At 60.8% G+C, this 25,910-nt stretch carries 15 protein-coding genes, 2 tRNA genes, 3 rRNA genes and 1 pseudogene; 5 read left to right on the forward strand and 16 right to left on the reverse strand.

Features of this window, described 5'->3' with window-relative positions:
• Positions 1–4: 4 nt before the first annotated feature.
• The 8 genes from mraY to coq7 form a co-directional block, all read right to left on the reverse strand.
• Positions 5–1,174: a phospho-N-acetylmuramoyl-pentapeptide-transferase gene (mraY, locus tag CUJ91_RS15760; protein WP_006053209.1), complete on the reverse strand. Its 1,170-nt coding sequence runs from the start codon at positions 1,172–1,174 to the stop codon at positions 5–7.
• A 17-nt stretch (positions 1,175–1,191) separates the two neighbouring features.
• A complete protein-coding gene (locus tag CUJ91_RS15765; RefSeq protein WP_114156503.1) occupies positions 1,192–2,619 on the reverse strand; it encodes a UDP-N-acetylmuramoyl-tripeptide--D-alanyl-D-alanine ligase in 1,428 nt (475 codons plus the stop codon).
• On the reverse strand, positions 2,616–4,163 hold the full coding sequence (locus CUJ91_RS15770) for a UDP-N-acetylmuramoyl-L-alanyl-D-glutamate--2,6-diaminopimelate ligase (RefSeq protein ID WP_053858771.1): 1,548 nt from the start codon (positions 4,161–4,163) through the stop codon (positions 2,616–2,618). The genes CUJ91_RS15765 and CUJ91_RS15770 overlap by 4 nt, the downstream gene beginning before the upstream one ends.
• Positions 4,160–6,025, reverse strand: a complete 1,866-nt coding sequence (locus CUJ91_RS15775) for a peptidoglycan D,D-transpeptidase FtsI family protein (RefSeq protein WP_053858772.1) — start codon at positions 6,023–6,025, stop codon at positions 4,160–4,162. Before CUJ91_RS15775 ends, CUJ91_RS15770 begins: the two co-directional genes overlap by 4 nt.
• A complete protein-coding gene (gene ftsL, locus CUJ91_RS15780; RefSeq protein WP_114156504.1) occupies positions 6,022–6,372 on the reverse strand; it encodes a cell division protein FtsL in 351 nt (116 codons plus the stop codon). The genes CUJ91_RS15775 and ftsL overlap by 4 nt, the downstream gene beginning before the upstream one ends.
• A complete protein-coding gene (gene rsmH, locus CUJ91_RS15785; RefSeq protein ID WP_107710833.1) occupies positions 6,369–7,322 on the reverse strand; it encodes a 16S rRNA (cytosine(1402)-N(4))-methyltransferase RsmH in 954 nt (317 codons plus the stop codon). The genes ftsL and rsmH overlap by 4 nt, the downstream gene beginning before the upstream one ends.
• Positions 7,323–7,337: 15 nt before the next feature.
• Positions 7,338–7,766, reverse strand: coding sequence for a division/cell wall cluster transcriptional repressor MraZ (gene mraZ, locus CUJ91_RS15790; RefSeq protein WP_006053203.1), 429 nt, complete (start codon positions 7,764–7,766; stop codon positions 7,338–7,340).
• A 412-nt stretch (positions 7,767–8,178) separates the two neighbouring features.
• Positions 8,179–8,817 carry a 2-polyprenyl-3-methyl-6-methoxy-1,4-benzoquinone monooxygenase gene (gene coq7, locus CUJ91_RS15795; protein ID WP_114156505.1) on the reverse strand — a complete coding sequence of 213 codons (639 nt, stop codon included), beginning with the start codon at positions 8,815–8,817 and terminating at the stop codon, positions 8,179–8,181.
• A 302-nt stretch (positions 8,818–9,119) separates the two neighbouring features.
• On the opposite strand from coq7, the gene CUJ91_RS15800 reads away from it, so the two are divergent.
• A complete protein-coding gene (locus CUJ91_RS15800; RefSeq protein ID WP_006053201.1) occupies positions 9,120–10,289 on the forward strand; it encodes a porin in 1,170 nt (389 codons plus the stop codon).
• A 178-nt stretch (positions 10,290–10,467) separates the two neighbouring features.
• On the opposite strand, the gene CUJ91_RS15805 is transcribed toward CUJ91_RS15800, so the two are convergent.
• A complete protein-coding gene (locus CUJ91_RS15805) occupies positions 10,468–12,141 on the reverse strand; it encodes a long-chain fatty acid--CoA ligase (RefSeq protein WP_029971524.1) in 1,674 nt (557 codons plus the stop codon).
• A 155-nt stretch (positions 12,142–12,296) separates the two neighbouring features.
• Positions 12,297–14,375 (reverse strand): molybdopterin-containing oxidoreductase family protein, encoded by a 2,079-nt coding sequence (locus tag CUJ91_RS15810; RefSeq protein WP_114156506.1) that lies wholly within the window; start codon positions 14,373–14,375, stop codon positions 12,297–12,299.
• 181 nt (positions 14,376–14,556) lie between these two features.
• Here CUJ91_RS15810 and CUJ91_RS15815 point away from each other — a divergent pair, with 181 nt between their 5' ends.
• Positions 14,557–15,753 carry a M20 aminoacylase family protein gene (locus tag CUJ91_RS15815; RefSeq protein ID WP_044022067.1) on the forward strand — a complete coding sequence of 399 codons (1,197 nt, stop codon included), beginning with the start codon at positions 14,557–14,559 and terminating at the stop codon, positions 15,751–15,753.
• A 72-nt stretch (positions 15,754–15,825) separates the two neighbouring features.
• A pseudogene (locus CUJ91_RS15820) lies at positions 15,826–15,995 on the forward strand (lipocalin family protein); the annotation flags it as partial.
• 100 nt (positions 15,996–16,095) lie between these two features.
• On the opposite strand, the gene rrf reads toward CUJ91_RS15820, so the two are convergent.
• From rrf to CUJ91_RS15850, 6 genes are all read right to left on the reverse strand, one after another.
• Positions 16,096–16,209, reverse strand: a 5S ribosomal RNA gene (gene rrf / locus CUJ91_RS15825).
• Positions 16,210–16,427: 218 nt separating this feature from the next.
• Positions 16,428–19,310 (reverse strand): 23S ribosomal RNA (locus tag CUJ91_RS15830).
• 353 nt (positions 19,311–19,663) lie between these two features.
• Positions 19,664–19,739: transfer RNA gene (locus CUJ91_RS15835), tRNA-Ala, on the reverse strand.
• A 53-nt stretch (positions 19,740–19,792) separates the two neighbouring features.
• Positions 19,793–19,869, reverse strand: a tRNA-Ile gene (locus tag CUJ91_RS15840).
• 72 nt (positions 19,870–19,941) lie between these two features.
• Positions 19,942–21,474, reverse strand: a 16S ribosomal RNA gene (locus CUJ91_RS15845).
• The 16S, 23S and 5S rRNA genes sit together here with 2 tRNA genes alongside, the layout of an rRNA operon.
• Before the next feature lie 478 nt (positions 21,475–21,952).
• Positions 21,953–22,729, reverse strand: coding sequence for an enoyl-CoA hydratase (locus CUJ91_RS15850; protein ID WP_107710967.1), 777 nt, complete (start codon positions 22,727–22,729; stop codon positions 21,953–21,955).
• 131 nt (positions 22,730–22,860) lie between these two features.
• Between CUJ91_RS15850 and paaN the strand changes: the two genes are divergently transcribed.
• Both paaN and pcaF read left to right on the forward strand, forming a co-directional pair.
• Positions 22,861–24,561, forward strand: coding sequence for a phenylacetic acid degradation protein PaaN (paaN, locus tag CUJ91_RS15855; protein ID WP_114156507.1), 1,701 nt, complete (start codon positions 22,861–22,863; stop codon positions 24,559–24,561).
• A 124-nt stretch (positions 24,562–24,685) separates the two neighbouring features.
• Positions 24,686–25,888 carry a 3-oxoadipyl-CoA thiolase gene (gene pcaF, locus CUJ91_RS15860; RefSeq protein ID WP_114156508.1) on the forward strand — a complete coding sequence of 401 codons (1,203 nt, stop codon included), beginning with the start codon at positions 24,686–24,688 and terminating at the stop codon, positions 25,886–25,888.
• Positions 25,889–25,910 lie beyond the last annotated feature (22 nt).

Genomic DNA, 25,910 nt, shown 5'->3' on the forward strand with positions numbered 1-25,910 from the left:
CTGCTTAACGCAGCTTGAGCGTGGACAATCCGAACAGACACAACATCAATGTGATGATCCAGAAGCGCACGACCACCTGCGTTTCCTTCCAACCCGACAATTCGAAATGGTGATGCAGCGGCGCCATCTTGAAGAGACGCCGGCCTTCGCCGAAACGGCGTTTGGTGAACTTGAACCACGTCACCTGCAACATCACCGAAAGCGTTTCCGCGACGAAGATGCCGCCCATGATGAAGAGCACGATTTCCTGACGCACGATCACCGCCACCGTGCCGAGCGCGCCGCCAAGCGCGAGCGCGCCGACGTCGCCCATGAACATCTGCGCCGGGTGCGTGTTGAACCAGAGGAACGCGAGGCCGGCCCCGCCCATCGCCGAACAGAAAATCAGCAATTCGCCTGCGCCTGCAATGTGCGGAAACAGCAGGTATTTCGAGTAGACCGAGCTGCCCATCACGTAAGCGAACACGCCGAGCGATGCGCCGACCAGCACGACCGGCATGATCACGAGACCGTCGAGGCCGTCGGTGAGATTCACCGCGTTGCTCGCGCCGACGATCACCAGATATGTCAGCACGATGAAGCCCCACACGCCGAGCGGATAGCTGATCGACTTGACGAACGGCAGCATCAAATCGGCGCGCGCGGGCAAGCCCATCGACAAACCGCTGCGCACCCACGCCATGAACAGATCGAACACGCGCACATTGCTCGCTTCGGACACGCTGAACGCGAGATACACGGCGGCGAAGAGACCGATCACCGACTGCCAGAAATACTTTTCGCGCGACGACATGCCGCGCGGGTCCTTGTAGACGACCTTGCGATAGTCGTCGACCCAGCCGATCACGCCGAAGCCGAACGTGACCAGAATCACGATCCAGATAAAGCGGTTGGTCAGATCGGCCCACAACAGCGTAGCGACGGCGATGCCGAGCAGAATCAGCACGCCGCCCATCGTCGGCGTGCCGGATTTCACGAGATGCGTTTGCGGGCCGTCTTTACGGACAGCCTGGCCGACCTTCATCGCGGTCAGCTTGCGGATCACAGCCGGGCCGCAGACGAGCCCGATCAACAGCGCGGTGATGGTGGCCATCACCGCGCGGAAAGTCAGATAACTGAACACGCGCAAGAAGCTTGCGTCATTCTGCAGCCATTGCGCCAGCGCCAGTAGCATGCTTCGGTCCTTCTATTTCAGTGTGCGGCGGGCGCGCTGCCCGCTGCGTTGGGTTGTGGACTCGTTACGGCGTCCACCACGCGCTCCATTTGCATGAAGCGCGAGCCTTTCACGAGAAGCGTTGCAGCGGGACCGAAACCGGCCTGCTGCAATTGCGCGACCAGCGTGCCGACGTCGGCGACGTGATGCGCGCTTGCGCCATACGCGGTGCAGGCGTCGCGCGAGGCGTCGCCCATTGCGTACAGCGCGTCGATACCGCGTTCCTTCGCATAGGCGCCGATTTCGCGGTGAAATTCGGGGCCGTTGTCGCCGACTTCGCCCATGTCGCCCATCACCAGCACACGCGGCGATGCGTGTGACGCGAGCACGTCGATCGCGGCGCGCATCGAATCGGGGTTGGCGTTGTAGGTGTCGTCGATCACGGTCGCGCCCGCGAGCGTGCCGAGCGCGGCGTGCTTGACCTGCAGGCGGCCTTTCACCGCGCCGAACGATTCGAGGCCGCGCTTGATGGCGTCGAGCGAAACGCCTGCGGCAAGCGCCGCTGACGTCGCAGCTAACGCGTTGTGCGCGTTGTGGTTTCCGAGCACTTGCAGCGTGATATTTGTGTGGCCTTCGGGCGTTTCGATGCTGAGTACTTTGCCGTCGAACGTGCCCGTAACCGCCGCTTCCGTTGTGCGCTCGGCCGTGTTCAGCGCGAAGTCGACGATGCGGTTGCCCGTGGCCGCCACGCGCCAGATGCTTGCGTAGGCATCGTCGGCGGGGAAGACAGCGACGCCGTTCGGATCGAGCGCGTGAATCACGCTTGCATGCTCGAGCGCGACTGCTTCGACGGTCGCCATGAATTCCTGATGCTCGCGCTGCGCGTTGTTCACCACGGCAACGGTCGGCTCGGCGATTTTCGCGAGCAGCGACGTTTCGCCCGGATGATTCATGCCGAGTTCGACGACCGCCAACCGATGCGCGGCATGCAGACGAAACAGCGTGAGCGGCAAGCCGATGTCGTTGTTGAAGTTGCCGGCGGTGGCAAGGCGCGCATCGACGCCGACGGCTGCGGCGAAAATCGACGCGATCATTTCCTTGACCGTGGTCTTGCCGTTGCTGCCGGTCACGGCGACGAGCGGCATGCTGAACTTGCGACGCCAGCCGCGAGCCAGCGCGCCGAGTCCAACGCGCGTGTCGGCCACGCGCAAGGCGGGCACGTTCCAGCCGCCGGGCACGCGCGCGACGAGCGCGGCGCTCACGTTGCGCGCGGCGACGTCGGCGAGGAAGTCATGCGCGTCGAAGCGATCGCCCTTGATCGCGACGAACAGATCGCCGGGACCCGCGCTGCGGCTGTCCGTCGACACGCGTTCGAACGCGACGCTGTCGTCACCGATAACCGTTGCGCCGGGAATCAGCGCGGCCGCTTCACGCAGCGTGAACATCGCATTGCCTTGCGCGCTCATTCGCCACCTCCGCGTGCCTGCGTGGCCCGCGCGGCGAGCGCGAGGCGGGCGTGGTCCTGGTCGGAGAAAGCGCGCTTTTTACCCATGATTTCCTGTGTTGCTTCGTGCCCTTTGCCAGCCAGCACGATGACGTCTTCGCGCGCGGCGCCGCGGATCGCCTGAAGGATCGCGCTCGCGCGGTCCTCGATGCGGCGTGCCTTCGACGCGTCTTTCATTCCCGCTGCGATCTGCTCGATGATGGATTGCGGATCTTCGCTGCGCGGGTTGTCGCTCGTGACCACCACGCCGTCCGCCATCTTTTCGGCGATGGCGCCCATCAGCGGACGCTTGGTTGCATCGCGATCGCCGCCGCAGCCGAACATGCAGATCAGTTCGCCGCCTCGCGCGGCCGCCATCGGACGCAACGCTTCGAGTGTTTTTTCCAGCGCGTCGGGCGTGTGCGCGTAGTCGATCACGACGAGCGGTTCGTCGTTCTGCAAGCGGCCGCCGAGGCGCTGCATGCGGCCGTTCACCGATTCGAGCTTCGCGAGTTCGGCGAGGGCGGCATCGAAGGGAATCTCAGCGGCGAGCAACGCGCCGAGTACGCCGAGCAGATTGCTGACGTTGAATGCGCCGAGCGTTTGCACTTCGACTTCGGCATTGCCCCAGTCCGACGTGCTCAGGTGGAACGCGGTGCCGGTGGCCGTCGCGCGCACGTTCGATGCGAGCAGCGACGCGTCGGCTTGCGGCGCGCTTTGTTGTGCGGAATCGAGACCATACGCGATCGTGCGTGCGTGGCCTTGCGTGCTTGCCAGCAAACGGCGACCCGCCGCGTCGTCGCGATTGATCACGGCCGCACGCAGTTCCGGCCAGGCAAAGAGGCGCGCCTTCGCGGCCTCATACGCCTCGAACGTGTGGTGATAGTCCAGATGGTCTTGCGTGAGATTCGTGAACACGGCGATGTCGAACACCGTGCCGTTCACGCGCCCCTGGTGCAACGCGTGCGACGACACTTCCATTGCAACGGCCTTTGCGCCCGCGTCGCGCAACTGCGCGAGACTGCGCTGGAGTTGCGGCGCGTCGGGTGTCGTGAAGCCGGTGTGCACGAGTTGGCCGGGCAAGCCGGTGCCGAGCGTGCCGATGATCGCGCAACGTTTGCCAAGCGCGGTGAGCGCCGCCGAAATCCACTGGCTGCACGACGTCTTGCCGTTCGTTCCCGTGACGCCGACCGTGAGCATGCTGTCGCTCGGATCGTTGTACCAGGCGCTGGCAATCGAGCCCGCGAGCTCGTTCAACGCGGGCACCGCGAGCGTGGTGGACGCGTCGATCGCGCCGCTGAAACCTTCCGGCTGAACGAGCACAGCGGCAGCGCCGCGTTCAAGCGCGCCGTCGATGAACGCGCGGTTGTCCGCGCCATCCACGGCGTAGGCGAAAAACGCGTCGCCGGCTGTGAGCGAACGCGTGTCCGCGTGCAGATGCGCGCCTCGCTGCATGTGTGCTTGCAGCCAGTTCAACGCTTCGGCAATTTGCCGATGCGACGGATGATTGTTGCGCAGCGCGCTCATCGAACGACTCCCGCATGGGTCTTTGCATTCGCGGAAATCGTCATCTTCTTCGCGCTCGCGTTCGCCGAAATCTTCTTCGCCGCGGACGGCGCGGGAGTGGCCGAAGGCGCAGCGGATGCGGAGTCGTCGGACACAACCATCTGCTTGACCGGCATTTGTGGCGGCACGTTCAGCGAGCGCAGCGTATCGCCGACGATGCCCGAGAACACCGGACCCGACACCTGACCGCCGAAGTGACTGCCCGCAGTCGGTTCATCGACCGATACCGCGACGACGATGCGCGGATTCGGCATCGGCGCCATGCCGACGAACGACGCGCGGTACTTCGAGTGATCGTAGCCGTGAGGGCCGTGCTTATACGCCGTACCGCTCTTGCCGCCGACGCGATAGCCCGGCACCGCCGCATCCGGCGACGTGCCGCCCGGCGAGACGACGGTTTCGAGCATCGCGCGCACTTCGCGGGCGGTGGTCGGCGAAAAGATTTGCGGGCCGGTTGCCGGCTGGTCGCCAGGCGTGCGGAAAATCGACACGGGCATGATCTGGCCGTCGTGCGCGATGGCCGTGTACGCGCGGCCGAGCTGGAACAGCGACACCGACAGGCCGTAACCGTACGACATGGTCGCCTGCTCGATACGGCGCCAGCTCTTCCACGGACGCAGACGTCCCGCCGCCGCGCCCGGGAAACCGACCTTCGGCGCGAGGCCAAGACCGATGCTGGTGTACATGTTCCACATCTCTTCGGGCTTCAACTGCATCGCGATCTTCGTCGCGCCGATGTTGCTCGACTTCTGGATCACGCCGCCGACAGTCAGGACACCGAACGCGCTGTCGTCGGTAATCGGCGCACCGTCGAGCACGAAGCGGCCGCCGCCTGTATCAACCAGTGTAGTCGGCGTGACGCGGTGCAGGTCGAGCGCGAGCGACACCGTGAACGGCTTCATGATCGAGCCCGGCTCGAACGTGTCGGTCAGGATGCGGTTGCGCAACTGGTCGCCGGTCATGTGCGACCGGTCGTTCGGGTTGTAGGTCGGGTAATTGACGAGCGCCAGCACTTCGCCGCTCCGCACGTCGATCACCATCGCCGCGCCGGCCTTCGCCTTGAACTTTTCGACGGCCGCTTTCAGGTTCGTGTACGCGATGTACTGGATCTTGCTGTCGATCGAGAGATCCACGTCCTGGCCGTTGTGCGGCACGACCTGCTCGTCCACGTCCTCGATGATGTGGCCCATGCGGTCTTTAATCACGCGACGGCTGCCCGACATGCCCGCGAGCAGCTTCTGGTCGCCGAGTTCGACGCCTTCCTGGCCTTCGTCCTCGACGTTCGTGAAGCCGATCAGGTGAGCCGTGATCTCGCCTTCCGGATAGAAACGCTTGTACTCGTCGCGCGCGTAAATGCCGGGGATGTCGAGCGCCTTCACCTTCTCGGCAATATCCACCGGCACCTGGCGTTTGACGTACACGAAGTTCTTGTCTTCCGAGAGCTTCCTGCGCAATTCCTTATCGGTCATGCCGAGCAGTTTGCCGAGCGAGTTCAGCTTGTCCGCGCCGAGGTCGTCCGGCACCGATTCCGGAATCGCCCAGATCGCACGCACCGGCAGACTCGTGGCCAGCACGAGGCCATTGCGGTCGAGAATCTTGCCGCGCGTGGCCGGCAATTCGAGGCGGCGCTGATAGCGGATTTCGCCCTGCTTCTGATAGAACGCGTTGCCGGGTCCCTGAATCCAGAAGGCGCGTGCGGTCAGCGCGACAAACGCCATGAAAAGCAGAAACACGACGAGCTTCGAGCGCCACATCGGCAGGCGCACGGACAGGATCGGATTAGCCGAGAAAGCGACGCTCTTGCGGCTGGACGATTTTTTCATCGAACGCCTCCGCTGCGAGTCGCCGCCGGCGCCGATGCCGGAGCCGAAGTCGGGATCGGCGCGTCTTCGGCCTTTGCGGCGCCGGGGTCGAGCGTCAGGTATTGCGTGCGCCCGGTGCTGACCGCCTGCATCTTCAGCGACGTGGTCGCGAACTGCTCGATGCGCGACGTCTTGGAGAGCGCGCTCTGCTGATATTGAAGCTGCGAATAGTCCTGCTGCAACTGGCGCTCCTGCGACTGCGCGCGCTGCAACTGGATAAAGATCTGGCGCTGCTGGTTCGTTGCGTTGACAACCGACAACGCACAGCCCATCACGATCATCAGCAGGAAGATATTGAGGCGATTCATGGTGCGATCCGCTCCGCCACACGCATCACGGCAGAACGGGCGCGCGGGTTCGCGGCGACTTCAGCGTCGCTCGCAAACACGCGGCCGATGATTTTGAGCGGAGGGCTCGGCAGGTCGACGGCACGAATCGGCAGACGACGATCGACCGCGGGCGCACTGGCGTGTGCCTGCATGAATCGCTTGACGATCCGGTCCTCGAGCGAATGAAAGCTGATGACCACCAGCCGCCCCCCTTGCTCCAGCAGCGACAACGCTGCTTCTAAAACGACTTGCAGCTCCGCAAGCTCTTGATTGATGTGAATCCGTATAGCCTGAAAGGTGCGGGTTGCCGGGTCCTTGCCCTTCTCACGGGTTTTGACGACGTTAGCCACGATTTGGGCAAGCTCGCCCGTGCTGACGAGAGGCCCAAGACGGTCGGACTCTGCCCGGCGAGCAACAAGCGCCTTTGCAATCTGAAAAGCAAACCGTTCTTCCCCATAATCTCGTATCACCTCCGTCAGTTCCTGCACCGTGGCCCGCGCCAGCCAGTCAGCGGCAGACTCGCCGCGCGTCGGGTCCATCCGCATGTCGAGCGGGCCATCGGCGCGGAAACTGAAACCCCGCTCCGGATCGTCGACTTGCGGCGACGACACGCCCAGATCCAGCAAGACGCCCGACACCCGTTCAATCCCGCGCTCCGCAATCGCGGTGCGCAGTGAAGCAAAACTCTCGTGCACGATGCCAAAGCGCGGATCGCCGATCTGCTGCGCCGTGGCGATGGCGAGCGGGTCTTTGTCGAACGCGATCAGACGCCCCGCTTGCCCCAGCTTGTCCAGCACCAGACGGCTGTGGCCGCCGCGCCCAAACGTGCCGTCGACATAGACGCCGTCCGCGCGCGTGACCAGCGCCGCTACCGCTTCTTCCAGCAGCACCGTGCGATGCTGCAATTCGTTTCTCATCGCAGATGCCATATATGTATGCCGCGATCAGAACGTGAAATTCTTCAACGCTTCGGGCATGCCCTCGGCGATGGCCGCCTGTTCCTTCGCGGCGTAAATCTGTGCGTCCCACAGTTCGAAGTGACGCCCCATGCCGAGCAGCGTCACTTCTTTTTCCAGCGAACCGGCCGCGCGCAATTCCGGCGACACGAGCACGCGGCCCGCGCCGTCCATATCGACGTCCATTGCATTGCCGAGAAAGATGCGCTTCCACCAGGCTGCGTTCATGGGCAGCTTGTCGACTTTGTCGCGGAAGATTTCCCACTCCGGGCGCGGAAAGAGCAACAGGCAGCCGTCCGGGTGCTTGGTGATCGTCACCCGGCCCTCTGCCTGTGTTTGCAGCGCATCCCGATAGCGGGACGGAATAGACATCCGCCCTTTCGCATCGAGCGTCAGCGCCGACGCCCCTTGGAACACTTCGCTCTCCCTCTTGGCCCGCGCCTTTGCGCCGGCTGCCCAATTCGTAAAAATCTACCCGAAACCACCCGTGAGATCACACAAAAATACACTTTCTCACACTGTCTCCCACTTTAGAGGAACGCTAAACACGGGTCAAGGGAGACAGGCCGTTTTCGAGCGAATTTTGTTTGTTAGAACAAGGACTTAGCGCGAGTCCTTCATGTCAGACGAAAAATGGAAAATCGTTATAAATGAAGGGACTACTGAGGCTTCTGAAGGTGATACGTGAAAAGTGCGGGCGAACAGCGCGGGGCGTAAGCGATCGTGAAGGGCGTCTGGAAGGTGTGCGGCGGGGTTTTCGGCGGCTACGCGGGGACGACGCGCGGGGCGTCGTCCCACCTTGCGTGGTGAGACGGAAACTCGGCGGTTCTTATATGTAGTACGCGGTGCGGGTCATCACTTTCGACATCGCGCGCATCATGGCGCGCACGGGGAACGGCAACTCGATGCCGCCGGCGTCAATTGCGGCTTTTCCATGTCCGGCTTCGTCGACGCGCATCTGCTCGACAATCGCGCGCGATTCGCGATCGCCGACCGGCAGACGGTCGAGGTGGCTATCCAGATGCTGCTCGACCTGCCGCTCGGTTTCGGCCATGAAGCCGAGGCTCACGCGGTCGCCCATGCGTCCGGCCGCGAGCCCGATGGCGAGCGCGCCTGCGTACCAAAGCGGATTCAGCAGACTGGGACGCGAGTCGAGCGCCTCGAGACGCTTCGCCGTCCACGCGAGGTGATCTTCTTCCTCGATTGCGGCGCGATCGAACACGCTTCTCAACGACGGCGAACTGGTCGCGAGCTTCTGTGCCTGGTAAAGCGCCTGCGCGCAGACTTCGCCGACATGGTTCACGCGCATCAGACCCGCGGAGTGCGCGCGCTCGGCCGGCGAGAGCTCGGGCGCCTCGGCCGAAGCCGCCGATTCTTGCGGAACTGGCAAAGGACGGCTCATGCGCGAAACGCCCGTCATTGAGCGTAAACCCCGATCAAATTCAGTAATCAACTCGTCCAGAAACATTCGGCACTCCGTGATTCGACAACTTGCTTCGCGTTCTTCGTGGCCCGGGCGACAAGGCTTCGCGGGAAAAAACACGGCCTTCGCGCGGGGCTGATCCAGCCGCTGAAGGCATCAAGATTTCGATTTTAGATCATGTTGCGTAAACGAAACAGGAGCCGTCCGGGCAGCGTCCTTTTTCTTTGTGCCATGTAGCCCTTTTGTTACATTACGTGCAACTTCTCGCGAAGTTGGACAAGCAAGGCCTCAACGCTACATAAATATTCGCCTTGTAAAAAAGATTCGTAATCCTTGGAGATCATTCGATGAAAAAGTCGCTTCTCGCTCTCGCAGCACTGGGCGCATTCGCAGGCGTCGCACATGCTCAGAGCAGCGTGACCCTGTACGGTATCATTGACGAAGGCTTCAACATCAACACCAACTCGGGTGGCAAGCACCTGTACAACCTATCCAGCGGCGTCATGCAAGGCTCGCGTTTCGGCCTGCGCGGCACGGAAGATCTGGGCGGCGGTCTGAAGGCAATCTTCGTGTTGGAAAACGGCTTTGACGTGAACAACGGCAAGCTGGGTCAAGGCGGCCTGATGTTCGGTCGTCAAGCTTACGTCGGTCTGTCGAGCCAGTTCGGCACGGTCACGCTGGGTCGTCAATACGACTCCGTCGTCGACTACGTCGGTCCGCTGGAAGCCGGCGACCAGTGGGGCGGCTACATCGCTGCTCACCCGGGCGACATCGACAACTTCAACAACGCATACCGTACGAACAACACGGTCAAGTACACGAGCGCGGATTACGGCGGCCTGAAGTTCGGCGGCACGTATAGCTTCGGCGGTGTTGCAGGCAACTTCTCGCAGAACCAGATCTGGTCGTTGGGCGCTGGCTATAACAACGGTCCGTTGGTCTTGGGCGTTGGTTATTTGAACGCGCGCACGCCGGCAGCTTCGGGTGGTCTGTTCAACAACGGCGGCACGGCAGCTACGCCGGCTGGCGCAGTGACGTCGCCGGTCTACGCTGGCTTCGCATCGGCTAACACGTACCAGGTTATCGGTGCAGGCGGTGCTTACACGTTCGGCGCAGCAACCCTCGGCTTGACGTACTCGAACATCCGTTTTGCAAACCTGGGCGCGTCGTACGCATCGCCGTTCAAGGGCCAAACGGCTACGTTCAACAACGCGGAAGTCAACTTCAAGTACCAGTTGACCCCGGCGTTGCTGGTCGGCGCAGCGTATGACTACACGCGCGGTTCGGAAGTCAACGGCAACTCGCGCGCTCAGTACCACCAAGGCGCGCTGGGCGTGGACTACTTCCTGTCCAAGCGTACCGACGTCTACGTGATCGGTGTGTACCAGCACGCTACGGGCGAAACCGTGAATGCGGCAGGCGCCGTCGTCACGGCAACGGCTGGCATCAACGGCCTGTCGGGCTCGTCGAACCAGAACCAGCTCGCAGCTCGCGTCGGCATCCGCCACAAGTTCTAATAAGTCGTAAAAACGCAGTTTGCCTCAAAGGCGCCTTCGGGCGCCTTTTTTTTTATGGCCGTCGTAGGATGCGCGGAAACGAAAAAGCCCGGCTGACTTGTCGTGTCAGCCGGGCCTTCGAATGCAGCTGATGCCTACGCGTTACGACGCGTCAGCGTCCGCGATGTTGGGCTTCCGCTCACGCCCGCCCATCACGCAGTTCCCGACGCAAAATCTTGCCGACATTGCTCTTGGGCAGCTCGGTACGGAACTCGACGATCTTCGGCCGCTTGTAGCCGGTTAGCTGCTGTTTGCAGTAGGCGAATATGTCGGCGTCCGTCAGCGCGTCGTCTTTCTTGACGACAAACAACTTCACCGCCTCACCCGAGTGCTGATCCGGCACACCGACCGCCGCGACCTCGAACACGCCGGGTAGCTTCGCGACCACATCCTCGATTTCGTTGGGGTACACGTTGAAGCCGGAAACCAGAATCATGTCCTTCTTGCGGTCCACGATCTTCACGAAACCCCGGTCGTTCATGAAGCCGACGTCGCCCGATTTGAAGAAGCCGTCCGGCGTCATGACTTTCGCGGTTTCTTCCGGCCGGTTCCAATAGCCAGCCATCACCTGCGGGCCGCGGATGCAGATCTCGCCCGGTTGCCCGAGCGGCACTTCGTTGCCGTCGTCGTCGCGGATGGAGACTTCGGTCGACGGCAACGGCAGCCCGATCGTGCCGCTATATTCGGTCACCGTCACGGGATTGCAGGTGACGCACGGCGACGTCTCGGACAAACCGTAGCCCTCGATGATCGGCGTCTTTGTGTGCTCGAACCAGCGCTTTGCGACAGCTTCCTGGACGGCCATTCCGCCGCCGTTTGCCGCGATCAGTTTCGAAAAGTCGAGCTTGTCGAAGTCAGGACTGTTCAACAGCGCGTTGTACAACGTGTTGACTGCCGGGATGGTGGTAATTGCGTAACCCTGCAGTGCCTTAATCGTGCCGGGAATATCGCGCGGATTGGGAATCAGCACGCCGAGTCCGCCTGTGCGGATGGTCAGCAGGCCGCACACCGTCAGCGCAAACACGTGGTACAGCGGCAAGGCCACAACCGTGATGAACTGCTCGATGTCCGTGCGGTTTGCGCGAACCGGATTGAGCCACACTTCGGACTGCAGCACATTCGCAATCAGGTTCCTGTGCAGCAGCGTGGCGCCCTTCGCCACGCCGGTCGTGCCGCCGGTGTACTGAAGGAACGCGACATCGTCGGGGCCTTGCTGGACGGGCTTGAAAGTCTGGCGCTCGCCTTCGGCGATAGCCGCGTTGAATTTGACGTGACCGGGCAAACTCCAGGCGGGCACCATTTTCTTCACGCGGCGCACGACGAAGTTCACGACAGCGCCCTTCACGCCCATCAGATCGCCCATTGCGGCGACCACGACGTGCTTGACAGCGGTATTGCGTACGACGGCCTGCAACGTGACGGCGAAATTTTCTAGCAGGACGATTGCTTCCGCGCCGCTGTCTTTCAACTGATGCTCGAGCTCACGCGGCGTATAGAGCGGGTTGACGTTCACGACCACATAACCTGCCCGCAGAATCGCCGCAATCGCGACCGGATATTGCAGCACGTTCGGCATCATGATTGCGATGCGGGCACCGCGCGCAAGGCCCTTCGACTGAAACCACGCGGCCAGCTTGCGCGAAAGCGCGTCGAGTTCGCCGTAACTGATGCCCTTTCCCATGCAGACGAACGCCGGCTTGTTGCGGTGCTCGCGGAATGCTTCCTCGAGCAGTTCGGCGACGGACGAATAGCGGGTCGGGTCGATCTCTGCGGGAACGCCGGGCGGGTAGGATTTCAGCCAGATTTTATCCATGCAGCGTCTCCTTCTTTATTTTCGAATGGTCGTGCTAAAAACGCATCGTAGCATGGGCGTCCCTGCGCTATTCGCGAAAAACGGCTGCGTTAGACTGCTGCCTCGAACCTTTGGAAGCCTTGTTGGCGAGGCTTGCGCGATGTTGCAAGAGCGCGTCAGACGCGCTCCACTTCGACGAGGCAGTCGTAGAAAGTTGCCGATCCACCGAGATCGGTAAGCGCCTGGCTCGTGACCTGATTGGCGTTGCGGCCGTCGGGCGCGAGCTTTTTCCACCAGATCGACAAGCCGACCACAAGGCCTTCGCGCGCACGGTCGGTGACGCGGGCGCGTGCCTGCATCGAGCCGCGGTCGTTGAAAATGCGCACGTAATCGCCGTCGGCGATGTGACGCGGCTCGGCGTCCGCCGGGTGGATGTCGAGATGCGGCTCGCCTTCCGTCGACCGCAGACTTTCGACGTTGACGAACGTGCTGTTCAGAAAGTTGCGCGCGGGCGGCGAGATCATCGCGAGCGGATAGCGGGCAGCCAGTTCAGGCGCGAATTCCGCCGACTCATATGGCGGCAGGTAATCCGGAAGCGGGTCGAGGCCCTGCTGCGCGAGCCGCTCGCTGTAGAACTCGCACTTCCCCGATGGCGTGTAAAAGCCGCCTTCCGCAAAAGGCGCGTCGGGCAGGTTCAGCTTTGCCCAGCCGGCCCGCTTGAGCGCTTCCCAGTTCACGCCTTCGAGCTTCTTGTCCTGCCAGCGGAATGCGTTTTGAGCAACGGCTTCGTCGCTTTCGAAGAGCGCCGGTTCATCCAGCGCCATGTGCCGCGCGAGGCCGCGAAAGATCTCCGTATTGGGACGCGCCGCGCCGACCGGCGGAATCGCCGGCAAATTCACCATGACGTGCGTGTGGCCGTACGACTTATGCACGTCGAGATGCTCGAGCTGCGTGGTGGCGGGCAGCAGAAGGTCGGCGTAATCGGCGGTGTCGGTCTGGAAGTGCTCCAGCACAATCGTGAAGAGGTCTTCTCGAGCGAAGCCTGCTGCGACGCGCTCGGAATCCGGCGCGACGGCAACCGGATTCGAGTTATACACGACGATCGCCTCGATTTTCGGACCGAACTCGGCGTCGCCGGGGTGCAGCAGCGCGTCGCCGATTGCATTCATATTGATGACGCGGCTCGGGCTCGCCGGCCAGCCGGGCATCAGGTCCGGACGCTGCAGCGCATGCGAGTCCACCGGCGCCCAACCGGACGACGACAGCAAGGCGCCGCCCGAGCGCTCGCGCCACGCGCCGGTGAGCGACGGCAGGCACGCGATTGCGCGCACCGCGTTGCCGCCGCCGCGCACTCGCTGCAGACCATAGTTCAGGCGAATCGCCGCTTTCTTCGTGCTGCCGTAAAGTCGCGCGAGGTCGACGATAACCTGCTCGTCGATGCCGCAAATTTCAGCCACCCGCGACGGCGGATAGGTGAGCGCACGAGCCTTCAACTCGGCGAAGCCCAACGTGTGCGCGGCGATGTAAGCGTGATCCAGCAGGTCTTCGGAGATCAAGACGTGCATCATGCCGAGCGCCAAGGCGCCGTCGGTGCCCGGTTTCAGCGCAATGTGCTGATGACACTTCTCCGCGGTGAGCGACCGATATGGGTCAATTGCAATGAGGCGCGCGCCTCGGCGCTTGGCCTGCTGCGCGCGCGTCCAGAAATGCAGGTTCGACGCAATCGGGTTGGAGCCCCAGATGAGGATGACCTCGCTTTCCTCGAAAAACTCGGTGAGCATGCCGATGCTCGCGCCGTAGGTGTATTTCAAGCCAGCGGCGCCGGCTGCCGCGCAGATGGTGCGGTCCAGTTGCGACGCGCCCAGCTTGTGGAAGAACCGCTGCGCGATGCTGTCGCCCTGGACGAGGCCCATCGTGCCCGCGTAGCTATATGGAAGGATGGCTTGCGGCACGCGGCCGGCTATCTCCCGCAGGCGCTTTGCGGCCAGCTCCAACGCTTCTTCCCAGCCGATCGGCTCGAAACGGCCCTCGCCCTTGCGGCCGACGCGCCTCATGGGCGTCGTCAGGCGTTGCGGATGATGAACGCGCTCCGCATAGCGGCTGACTTTGGTACACAACGCGCCTTGGGTCGGAGCATGATCTGGATCGGCGACGACCTTGATTGCCCGGTCGCCTTCGACTGTTACCCGCATCGCGCAGGTGTCGGGGCAGTCGTGCGGGCAAACTGCGCGAGCGAATTCGGTCGGAGCGTTCATTGGGTAACCATTCAGGAGACGGTAAGCAGGGCGCAACGCGGGATTTTATTACGTCCGCCGGCGGTTGCCTGCATGCTGCCGCCAAAAAGCCTTCGGCGTAGAATCGTTAGCACTGCGTCCGGGCGCATGTCGCCCGAGCGATTCCATGCAAGTCAAAGCGCAAGCACATCGGCACTCTATTATGAAACTGATCCCCGAAATTCAGGCTGCTCACGGAGAAATCCAGACTCTTCGACGAACGATCCACGCCCATCCCGAACTGCGTTATGAAGAAACAGCGACTTCGGAGCTGGTCGCCAAGACCCTCGAGTCATGGGGTATAGAAACGTATCGCGGACTGGGCAAGACAGGTGTTGTCGGCGTGCTCAAGCGTGGCAATGGCAAGCGCTCGATCGGGCTGCGCGCCGACATGGACGCGTTGCCGATTCAGGAGCTGAACAGCTTCGAACATCGGTCGAAAAACGATGGAAAAATGCACGCGTGCGGTCACGATGGACACACGGCGATGCTGCTCGGCGCAGCCCGACATCTGGCGAAGCATGGCGATTTTGACGGCACCATCGTTTTCATTTTTCAGCCTGCCGAAGAAGGCGGCGCCGGCGCACAGGCCATGATCGACGACGGCCTTTTCGAAAAATTTCCCGTGGACGCAGTGTTCGGCATCCATAACTGGCCGGGCATGCCGGCGGGCCACTTCGGCGTAACCGAAGGGCCGATCATGGCGTCCAGCAACGAATTCCGCATTGAAATCAAAGGTGTTGGCTCGCACGCAGCGCTGCCGCACAACGGACGCGATCCGGTGTTTACCGCTGTGCAGATCGCTAACGGCTTGCAAAGCATCATCACGCGGAACAAGAAGCCGCTGGATACGGCTGTGCTTTCGATCACGCAAATTCATGCCGGCGATGCAGTCAACGTCGTCCCTAACGATGCGTGGATCGCTGGCACCGTACGGACTTTTACGACTGAAACGCTCGATCTGATCGAAGCGCGCATGCGCAAAATCGCTCAAAGCACGGCAGACGCCTACGATTGCACGGTCGACGTTCATTTCCACAGAAACTATCCGCCCACCATCAACAGCAGTGAGGAAGCGCGCTTTGCGGCCGCCGTTATGAAGGAAGTTGTCGGGGCAGAAAAGGTGGACGACTCGGTCGAACCTACGATGGGCGCGGAGGACTTCTCGTTCATGCTGCTGGCGAAGCCGGGATGTTATGCGTTTCTTGGCAACGGCGAGGGCGGCCATCGCGACGCCGGCCACGGTGCAGGCCCCTGCATGCTGCACAACGCGAGCTATGACTTCAACGATGAATTGCTGCCGATCGGCTCGACGTATTGGGTGCGGCTTGCGCAGCGGTTTCTGGCGGTAGAGAAGTAGGACGGAGGGTTTTGGGACTGGACGATGTGTTGTGTTGTCCGTCGGGTCCGGGAACGCGCGTATGGCTTGCCTGGCGCGCTGACATGGCAGCCCGATCCGCTTCAGGAACTCGACTCGCGGCAGTCGACCGGCGCGGTGTACTGGAAGGCGCGGCGCGGGTGAGCCGCGATGGCGCGGAGCTCGGGCGGGCGTATCTGGAACTGACCGGTTATGCCGGCGCTCTGCGCATGGGCGGGCCGTGACGGCGCCCCGCATTTTGCCGCCCTTTGTTCCGCGTTTATTCCGCCGTGTAAACGCAGAAACCCCACCTTTGCGGGGTGGGGTTTCTGACACTGCTGGGGAGCCTGACGATTACCTACTTTCACACGGGTAATCCGCACTATCATCGGCGTGGAGTCGTTTCACGGTCCTGTTCGGGATGGGAAGGGGTGGGACCGACTCGCTATGGTCATCAGGCATGACTTGTTGTCGTGCTGGGTTTTGGGCCAACACAACCAATCGGGAAGAAGTAGTTTCTGGTGATGCTCACCAGGGTAAAGCTGTTGGGCTGTGTTGTTCGAGGCACAACATCGATCACTCAACCGTGTGTGGTCTGCATAAGACCCTGCGCGTGGCGCAGGGTGGGGCATCCATAAGTGCTGAAGCACTAACGGCTGCCGACACACACCTGTTATAGGATCAAGCCTTACGGGCAATTAGTATCAGTTAGCTGAACGCATTACTGCGCTTACACACCTGACCTATCAACGTCCTGGTCTTGAACGACCCTTCAAGGGGCTCGAAGCCCCGGGGATATCTCATCTTAAGGCGAGTTTCCCGCTTAGATGCTTTCAGCGGTTATCTCTTCCGAACATAGCTACCCGGCGATGCCACTGGCGTGACAACCGGTACACCAGAGGTTCGTCCACTCCGGTCCTCTCGTACTAGGAGCAGCCCCCTTCAAATATCCAGCGCCCACGGCAGATAGGGACCAAACTGTCTCACGACGTTTTAAACCCAGCTCACGTACCTCTTTAAATGGCGAACAGCCATACCCTTGGGACCGGCTACAGCCCCAGGATGAGATGAGCCGACATCGAGGTGCCAAACACCGCCGTCGATATGAACTCTTGGGCGGTATCAGCCTGTTATCCCCAGAGTACCTTTTATCCGTTGAGCGATGGCCCTTCCATACAGAACCACCGGATCACTATGACCTGCTTTCGCACCTGCTCGACTTGTCGGTCTCGCAGTTAAGCACGCTTATGCCATTGCACTATCAGCACGATTTCCGACCGTACCTAGCGTACCTTCGTACTCCTCCGTTACACTTTGGGAGGAGACCGCCCCAGTCAAACTGCCTACCATGCACTGTCCCCGATCCGGATTCACGGACCAGGGTTAGAACCTCAAACAGATCAGGGTGGTATTTCAAGGATGGCTCCACGCAAACTGGCGTTCACGCTTCACAGCCTCCCACCTATCCTACACAGACCGGTTCAAAGTCCAATGCAAAGCTACAGTAAAGGTTCATGGGGTCTTTCCGTCTAGCCGCGGGGAGATTGCATCATCACAAACACTTCAACTTCGCTGAGTCTCGGGAGGAGACAGTGTGGCCATCGTTACGCCATTCGTGCAGGTCGGAACTTACCCGACAAGGAATTTCGCTACCTTAGGACCGTTATAGTTACGGCCGCCGTTTACCGGGACTTCAATCAGGAGCTTGCACCCCATCATTTAATCTTCCGGCACCGGGCAGGCGTCACACCCTATACGTCCACTTTCGTGTTTGCAGAGTGCTGTGTTTTTATTAAACAGTCGCAGCCACCAGTTTATTGCAACCCCTTCACCCTTCTGGCGCAGGCCAGTCAGGCTACAGGGGCGTACCTTATCCCGAAGTTACGGTACCAATTTGCCGAGTTCCTTCTCCCGAGTTCTCTCAAGCGCCTTAGAATACTCATCTCGCCCACCTGTGTCGGTTTGCGGTACGGTCACTGTTGAACTGAAGCTTAGAGGCTTTTCCTGGAACCACTTCCGATTGCTTCGTCTCCGAAGAGACTGGCCTCGCACCCTTGAATTCCGCGCCCGGATTTGCCAAAGCGCCTTCTCCAATGCAAGGACCGGGACTTCCAACACCCGGACAACCTTCCGCGATCCGTCCCCCCATCGCATTCAACACTGGTGCAGGAATATTAACCTGCTTCCCATCAGCTACGCATTTCTGCCTCGCCTTAGGGGCCGACTCACCCTACGCCGATGAACGTTGCGTAGGAAACCTTGGGCTTACGGCGAGGGGGCCTTTCACCCCCTTTATCGCTACTCATGTCAGCATTCGCACTTCCGATACCTCCAGCACACTTTCCAGTGCACCTTCGCAGGCTTACGGAACGCTCTCCTACCATGCACATAAATGTGCATCCGCAGCTTCGGTATATGGCTTAGCCCCGTTACATCTTCCGCGCAGGACGACTCGATCAGTGAGCTATTACGCTTTCTTTAAAGGATGGCTGCTTCTAAGCCAACCTCCTGACTGTTTTAGCCTTCCCACTTCGTTTCCCACTTAGCCATATTTGGGGACCTTAGCTGGCGGTCTGGGTTGTTTCCCTCTTGACACCGGACGTTAGCACCCGATGTCTGTCTCCCGTGATTGCACTCTTCGGTATTCGGAGTTTGCTATGGCGTAGTAATCCGCAATGGACCCCACAACCATGACAGTGCTCTACCCCCGAAGGTGATACACGAGGCACTACCTAAATAGTTTTCGGAGAGAACCAGCTATTTCCAGGTTTGTTTAGCCTTTCACCCCTATCCACAGCTCATCCCCTAACTTTTCAACGTTAGTGGGTTCGGACCTCCAGTACGTGTTACCGCACCTTCATCCTGGCCATGGATAGATCACCTGGTTTCGGGTCTACACCCAGCGACTGAACGCCCTGTTCGGACTCGCTTTCGCTACGCCTGCCCTAATCGGTTAAGCTTGCCACTGAATGTAAGTCGCTGACCCATTATACAAAAGGTACGCCGTCACCCTCTTGCGAAGGCTCCGACTGTTTGTATGCATGCGGTTTCAGGATCTGTTTCACTCCCCTCCCGGGGTTCTTTTCGCCTTTCCCTCACGGTACTGGTTCACTATCGGTCGATCACGAGTATTTAGCCTTGGAGGATGGTCCCCCCATCTTCAGACAGGATTTCACGTGTCCCGCCCTACTTGTCGTACACCCAGTTCTTCCTCGCTGTTTTCGTCTACAGGGCTATCACCTGCTATGGCGGCACTTTCCAGAGCCTTCGACTAACAATGAAGATAAAGAGTACAGGCTGGTCCCATTTCGCTCGCCACTACTCTGGGAATCTCGGTTGATTTCTTTTCCTGCGGTTACTTAGATGTTTCAGTTCACCGCGTTCGCTTCGCATGGCCTATGTATTCAGCCACGGATACCTCAAAAGAGGTGGGTTTCCCCATTCGGACATCTACGGATCAAAGCTCGTTTGCCAGCTCCCCGTAGCTTTTCGCAGGCTACCGCGTCCTTCATCGCCTGTGATCGCCAAGGCATCCACCACATGCACTTGTTCGCTTGACCCTATAACGGGTGTGTCTTCTCGGCCAGTGTTAGTGCTTTAGCACTTACTCTGGCCCGATCCCCGAAGGGGACCAGCGATCCGATCACTCGCTACAGGTTGAGTATTCGTGTTGCGCCGTATTCCAAGAGCAATCTTTCGATTACCTTTAAAATACATCGATACAATCACAACCCTGATTCACCTACTCGCACACCCATCTCTAAGCATGCTTTCGTGAATCTCTTTACTACTTCTTCCTGATTGTTAAAGAACGACAGCCGATATAAAGCTCTGCTTCATATCACTTGCTGACTGGCTCAATCGCCAATGCACAACGCTCTGCCTGTTTCACAGAACGCTACGCATTGAGGATTGGTGGAGGATGACGGGATCGAACCGACGACCCCCTGCTTGCAAAGCAGGTGCTCTCCCAGCTGAGCTAATCCCCCGGTCATACAGAGATCGCAGGAGTCACAGCCGACCAGCTCACCAGACATGACAGTGGTGGGTCTGGATGGATTCGAACCATCGACCCCCGCCTTATCAAGACGGTGCTCTAACCGACTGAGCTACAGACCCCTGAGTCTGTCTGCGTTTCTTTACTACAGCCGATAAGCGTGAGCGCTCAACGTTTGACACGTTCAGCTCTGGAAAGGAGGTGATCCAGCCGCACCTTCCGATACGGCTACCTTGTTACGACTTCACCCCAGTCATGAATCCTACCGTGGTGACCGTCCTCCTTGCGGTTAGACTAGCCACTTCTGGTAAAACCCACTCCCATGGTGTGACGGGCGGTGTGTACAAGACCCGGGAACGTATTCACCGCGGCATGCTGATCCGCGATTACTAGCGATTCCAGCTTCACGCACTCGAGTTGCAGAGTGCGATCCGGACTACGATCGGTTTTCTGGGATTGGCTCCACCTCGCGGCTTGGCGACCCTCTGTTCCGACCATTGTATGACGTGTGAAGCCCTACCCATAAGGGCCATGAGGACTTGACGTCATCCCCACCTTCCTCCGGTTTGTCACCGGCAGTCTCCCTGGAGTGCTCTTGCGTAGCAACTAGGGACAAGGGTTGCGCTCGTTGCGGGACTTAACCCAACATCTCACGACACGAGCTGACGACAGCCATGCAGCACCTGTGTTACGGCTCCCTTTCGGGCACATCCACCTCTCAGCGGACTTCCGTACATGTCAAGGGTAGGTAAGGTTTTTCGCGTTGCATCGAATTAATCCACATCATCCACCGCTTGTGCGGGTCCCCGTCAATTCCTTTGAGTTTTAATCTTGCGACCGTACTCCCCAGGCGGTCAACTTCACGCGTTAGCTACGTTACCAAGCCAATGAAGGCCCGACAACCAGTTGACATCGTTTAGGGCGTGGACTACCAGGGTATCTAATCCTGTTTGCTCCCCACGCTTTCGTGCATGAGCGTCAGTATTGGCCCAGGGGGCTGCCTTCGCCATCGGTATTCCTCCACATCTCTACGCATTTCACTGCTACACGTGGAATTCTACCCCCCTCTGCCATACTCTAGCCCGCCAGTCACAAATGCAGTTCCCAGGTTAAGCCCGGGGATTTCACATCTGTCTTAGCGAACCGCCTGCGCACGCTTTACGCCCAGTAATTCCGATTAACGCTTGCACCCTACGTATTACCGCGGCTGCTGGCACGTAGTTAGCCGGTGCTTATTCTTCCGGTACCGTCATCCCGCCCGGATATTAGCCAGGCGGTTTTCTTTCCGGACAAAAGTGCTTTACAACCCGAAGGCCTTCTTCACACACGCGGCATTGCTGGATCAGGCTTGCGCCCATTGTCCAAAATTCCCCACTGCTGCCTCCCGTAGGAGTCTGGGCCGTGTCTCAGTCCCAGTGTGGCTGGTCGTCCTCTCAGACCAGCTACAGATCGTCGCCTTGGTAGGCCTTTACCCCACCAACTAGCTAATCTGCCATCGGCCGCCCCTGTAGCGCGAGGTCCCGAAGGATCCCCCGCTTTCCTCCGCAGAGCGTATGCGGTATTAATCCGGCTTTCGCCGGGCTATCCCCCACTACAGGACACGTTCCGATGTATTACTCACCCGTTCGCCACTCGCCACCAGGATTGCTCCCGTGCTGCCGTTCGACTTGCATGTGTAAGGCATGCCGCCAGCGTTCAATCTGAGCCAGGATCAAACTCTTCAGTTCAAACCTGTTACTGTTTTCGGGCTCTTTCGAACCCGGTCGCTCACTCAACGTACTGACGAAGTGTTCAACCATCTCTCGATGACCAAACCTTCCTTTCATTACTGTGTGAGACTTGATACTTTCGCTTCTCGCCCGGCTCCGGAGAAAACCCCGCAACCCGGCGCGCGTCGCGCATCAAGCGCCCACACTTATCGGCTGTTAGTTTTTAAAGATCGGTTCGCATACTTCACAGCGCCCATTTCAACCACCCCGGCACTGCCTCGTTCTGCGTCGCTGCATCAGCAGCAGAGAAGCGAGATTATGAAGAACTTCCGTCGCGCCGTCAACAGGTTTTTGCTACTGACTCACCCTGCCGCCACCGCTGGAAGCCTTGCCGCTATTGGCTCTCCCGCTTCCCGTGTCCCGGCGTCCGGAGCACGAAAGAGCGAGATTCTAGCGAGCCGGCTGGCGCCTTGCAAGCGTTATTTTGACAAGCCTATTAACGGTGCTTGAAAACCGGTTTGCGCTTTTCCACAAACGCCGCCATGCCCTCTTTCTGATCCTCCGTTGCGAACAGCGAATGAAAGAGACGGCGCTCGAAATGCACGCCCTCCGCGAGCGTCGTTTCGTACGCCCGGTTGACGGACTCCTTCACCATCATGACTGCCGGCAACGGGAACTCAGCTATCGTCGCGGCGGCGGCAATCGCCTCGTCTATCAGGGAGCCCGCCGGAATCACACGCGACACCAACCCGGCCCGCTCCGCTTCCGCTGCATCCATGAAGCGGGCGGTAAGGCACAAGTCCATCGCTTTGGCCTTCGACACAGCGCGCGGGAGGCGCTGTGTGCCGCCAGCGCCCGGCATGATGCCGAGCTTGATTTCCGGTTGGCCGAACTTCGCCGTGTCCGCAGCGAAGATCATGTCGCACATCATCGCCAGTTCGCAGCCGCCGCCGAGCGCGAAGCCCGCCACCGCCGCGATGATCGGCTTGCGAATGGAACGCACCGTCTCCCAGTTACGCGTGATGTAGTCGCCCTTGTAGACGTCCATATAGGAATATGTCGCCATCATGCCGATGTCGGCACCGGCCGCGAACGCTTTTTCACTGCCCGTCACCACGATTGCGCCGATGCCGTCGTCGGCGTCGAACTCGCGCAGCGCCGCGCCTAGCTCGTCCATCAAGGCATCGTTCAGCGCATTCAGCGCCTTCGGACGATTCAACGTAACGAGTCCGACCCGTCCCCGCGTTTCAACCAGAATGTTCTCGTAAACCATGCCGCCTCCTTGTGATTGACCGAGCGCGAAAAACGCTTCGCGCGCCCATCTTAATAATGCTAACATTCACCAACCAACCGGTCGGTCAATTATTAGACGGGCTTCCCCCAACGTACAGCCAAGCCTCTGCCATGACACATCCGTTATTCACCAAGCACGAAGACACGCTGCAAAAGGCGCTCGCCGCGGCCGAGACGCGCGGTTACTGGAGCCCGTTCGTCGAAATGCCCAGTCCGAAAGTGTACGGGGAAACCGCCAACGCGGACGGCGAAGCCGCCTTCAAAGCGCATCTGGACGCCGCCTTCGAACTCGACCAGCCCTCTACTGGAGAAACCGTTGGCGCGGAAGTGTCGCCATTTGGCTTCCCGCTCGCTATCCGTTATCCCAAATCCGATCCCGACGCACTGATCGCCGCCGCCGCGATCGCACAACAGGGCTGGCGCGCCGCGGGTCGCGAGGCCTGGGTTGGCGTATCGCTCGAAGTCCTGGCACGGCTTAATCGCGCGAGCTTCGAGATCGGTTACAGCGTAATGCACACGACCGGCCAGGCCTTCATGATGGCCTTCCAGGCAGGCGGGCCGCACGCGCAAGACCGGGCACTGGAAGCCGTCGTGTATGCGTGGGACCAGTTGCGCCGCATTCCCGCCGACGCTCACTGGGAAAAGCCGCAAGGCAAGAACCCGCCGCTCGCCATGCACAAGCGCTACACCATCGTGCCCCGCGGCACCGGCCTGGTACTCGGCTGCTGCACGTTTCCGACATGGAACGGCTATCCGGGCCTTTTCGCCGACCTCGCGACGGGCAACGCCGTGATCGTCAAGCCGCATCCGGGCGCTATCCTGCCGCTCGCCATAACGGTGCGAATTGCGCGCGACGTTCTACGCGAGGCCGGCTTCGACCCGAACGTCGTCACGCTGCTCGCCACTGAGCCGAACGACGGCGCGATCGTCCAAAGCCTCGCCGTGCGCCCCGAGATCAAGCTGATCGACTTCACAGGCAGCACGCAAAACGGCACCTGGCTCGAGCGCAACGCGCACCAGGCGCAGGTCTACACCGAAAAAGCCGGCGTGAACCAGATCGTGATCGATTCAGTTGACGACATGAAAGCCGCCGCCCGCAACATCGCGTTCTCGCTCGCGCTTTACTCGGGCCAGATGTGCACCGCGCCACAAAACATCTACGTGCCGCGCGGCGGTATCCGCACGGCAGAAGGTGCGCTCACGTTCGACGAAGTCGCGCAGGCAATCGCCGGCGCCGTGCAAAAACTCGTCGCGGACCCCGCTCGCGCAGTCGAGCTCCTCGGCGCCATTCAAAACGAAGGCGTCACCCAGCGCATCGACGAAGCGACGAAACTCGGCCGTGTTCTGGTCGAAAGCCAGGCGCTCGAGCATCCGGCCTTTCCGGTTGCCCGCGTGCGCACACCGCTGCTCGTGCAGTTCGACGCCGCAACCGACCGCGCGCAGTTCACGAGGGAATGGTTCGGTCCGATCTCGTTCGTGATCGCTACCGACTCGACTGCGCAGTCTCTCGAACTTGCCGGCACGATCGCCGCCGAGCACGGCGCACTAACGCTGTCCGTCTACAGCACCGACGAAGCCGTGCTCGACGACGCGCACGAGGCGTCGCTCCGCGGCGGCGTCGCTTTGTCGATCAACCTGACGGGCGGTGTGTTCGTGAATCAGTCGGCAGCGTTCTCCGACTTCCACGGCACGGGCGCTAACCCCGCAGCCAACGCGGCGCTCACCGACGCGGCCTTCGTCGCCAATCGCTTCCGCGTAGTCCAAAGCCGCGTTCATGTTGAACCGAAAGCGGCCCCAGCGGTAGCTGGCTGAAAGTCATAAGACGAAAGCACGTCGATCGTCCTATGCCTTTTGGCCGAATGGACCGCGCCGTGCGCGCCAACTAACATGACATCGGATCGGCATTGAACGCCGGTCCGCCTCAGCAGGAACGGATATGAACGACGCCTTTATCTGCGACGCGATTCGCACCCCCATCGGCCGTTACGGCGGCGCCCTGAAAGACGTGCGGGCCGACGACCTCGGCGCCGTGCCGATCAAGGCTTTAATCGAGCGTAATGCCGGCGTGGACTGGCGCGCCGTGGACGACGTGATCTACGGCTGCGCGAACCAGGCCGGCGAAGACAATCGCAACGTAGCGCGCATGTCGGCATTGCTCGCGGGACTGCCTACCGACGTCCCCGGTTCCACGATCAACCGTCTGTGCGGCTCGGGCATGGACGCCGTCGGAACAGCAGCGCGCGCCATCAAGGCAGGCGAAGCCCGGCTGATGATCGCTGGCGGCGTCGAAAGCATGACTCGCGCGCCGTTCGTGATGGGCAAGGCGGCGAGCGCGTTTGCTCGGCAAGCGGACATCTACGACACGACGATTGGCTGGCGCTTCGTCAATCCGCTAATGAAGCGACAGTACGGCGTCGATTCAATGCCGGAAACTGCGGAAAACGTGGCCGTCGAGTTCGGAATCAGCCGCGCCGATCAGGACGCGTTCGCGTTGGCGAGCCAGCAGAAGGCCGCGCGCGCGCAGCAGGACGGCACGCTGGCGCAGGAAATTGTCGGTGTGGAAATCGCGCAGAAAAAAGGCGATCCGATTCGTGTGACGCTTGACGAGCATCCGCGCGAGACGTCGCTCGAAAGCCTGGCGAGGCTCAAGGGTGTCGTTCGTCCGGACGGCAGTGTGACTGCCGGCAATGCATCGGGCGTGAACGACGGCGCCTGCGCCCTACTGCTCGCGAACCAGCAGGCGGCCGACCAGTACGGTCTGCGTCGCCGCGCGCGCGTGGTGGGCATGGCGACGGCGGGCGTCGAGCCGCGCATCATGGGTATCGGTCCCGCGCCGGCCACGCAAAAGCTGCTCAGGCAACTCGGCATGAAGCTCGAGCAGTTCGACGTGATCGAGCTGAACGAGGCGTTCGCGTCGCAAGGACTCGCGGTTTTGCGCACGCTCGGCCTGCGCGACGACGATCCGCGCGTCAATCCCAACGGTGGAGCGATCGCGCTCGGACACCCGCTCGGCGCATCCGGTGCGCGCCTCGTCACGACTGCGCTGTACCAACTGGAACGCTGCAACGGGCGCTTTGCGCTTTGCACGATGTGCATCGGCGTGGGCCAAGGCATCGCACTCGTCATCGAAAGGCTGTGAAATAAGCACTGCAGTTCCGCGA

Origin of the sequence: Paraburkholderia graminis, assembly GCF_003330785.1 — a bacterium.
GTDB lineage: Bacteria > Pseudomonadota > Gammaproteobacteria > Burkholderiales > Burkholderiaceae > Paraburkholderia > Paraburkholderia graminis.